The sequence below is a fragment of the Vibrio sp. Vb0598 genome (assembly GCF_033338935.1).
Taxonomy (GTDB): domain Bacteria; phylum Pseudomonadota; class Gammaproteobacteria; order Enterobacterales; family Vibrionaceae; genus Vibrio; species Vibrio alginolyticus.
Genome location: NZ_JAWOTP010000176.1, coordinates 1 through 1,243, shown reverse-complemented (window position 1 = coordinate 1,243; position 1,243 = coordinate 1). Strand labels below are relative to the sequence as shown.

The following is a 1,243-nucleotide window of genomic DNA, read 5'->3' as shown; positions in this document are numbered from 1 at the left end:
CAACTAAAGTAACTCGTAGCGCTCTACAATTTGCAGCGTCTGTCGCTGGTCTAATGATCACAACAGAAGCGATGGTAACTGACCTACCACAAAAAGAAAGTGCAGGCATGCCTGACATGGGTGGTATGGGCGGTATGGGTGGCATGGGCATGATGTAATCATCCCGCGCTATTCCAAGCCGAGTAGAACAAAAAGCCGAGGTGTGAACCTCGGCTTTTTTGCGTCTGGTGTTTGCCCACTGTGCATTTTTCAGTGTAGGTAAAAGAAGATGTGAATTGTGAGGGATGCGTTCCGGCAGCGTCAGTGGAAAAACAGAAAAATAACTGAGATGAATTTTTTTCTAGGATAGTCAGATTGTTAAATATGACCTATTGTTAACACTTTTTGTGTCCGAATAGCGCAAAATCTGAACATTACACTATGTTGTAAATTACTGCTTACCATCATGGAGATAAAAATGAAAAAGCTTATGACGTCATTGGCTGTTGCAGCCACTATCGCATCACCTGTTGCTCTTGCGAACAGCACCCCTGTGATGTTTTCAACGATCGACCATACTAACGCTCCATCAAACTCTGCTGTTGGTGGTGTTCGTTTGGCGGTACTGCATGGCCAAGTAAACGAAGTAAAAGGCGTCGACTTCTCAGTTCTAGGTATGTCTGAAACTGACCGTACTACGGGTGTGAACTTCGGTCTGTTCTTTGGGGCAGCGAAAGTAAACCAAGAAATGAAAGGTGCGTCACTTGGTTTGGTTAACTGGAACCAAGGCCAAACAACTGGTGTGAACTTTGGTGCGGTAAACATCACGAACAACGTGAAAGGCCTAAACTGGAGTGCGGTGAACTACTCAGAAGGTTACACCATGGCAGATGTTGGTCTGGCGAGTATTTCTAAAAAGTCTAACTTCCAACTTGGCTTCTTCAACATGACTGACCAAATCGATGGCGTGCAAATTGGTCTGTTGAACTGTGCGGATAACGGCTTCTTCAAATGTTTCCCTATCATCAACTTCGCTAAATAATCTTAGCGAAAGCCAGATACCAAAAAGCCCGCGATGTTCGCGGGCTTTTTTATTGGAAAATTGAAACAGGCCAACCATTCTCTTATTTGATCAAGCGAGAGGAGGTTTTGCGCTGCTGAATTTTTTGATGAACACCGCGACGTAACGCCTTGATACGGTTTTCGGCTTTATCCACGCCAAGCAGAACGCTCAACGCAAGCAAGGTAATCACGACCGATTGCA

1 protein-coding gene and 1 pseudogene are annotated in these 1,243 nt (G+C 45.0%); one reads left to right on the top strand and one right to left on the bottom strand.

Annotated features, from left to right (window positions below; genetic code table 11):
- The first annotated feature begins 457 nt into the window (after window positions 1-457).
- Entirely contained in the window at window positions 458-1,021 is a 564-nt protein-coding gene (locus R7Q38_RS23860; RefSeq protein WP_005457036.1) for a VC2662 family protein, read from the top strand.
- A gap of 82 nt (window positions 1,022-1,103) precedes the next feature.
- Here the strand turns inward: R7Q38_RS23860 and R7Q38_RS23855 are convergent.
- Window positions 1,104-1,243: pseudogene (locus R7Q38_RS23855) on the bottom strand (MgtC/SapB family protein); the annotation flags it as partial.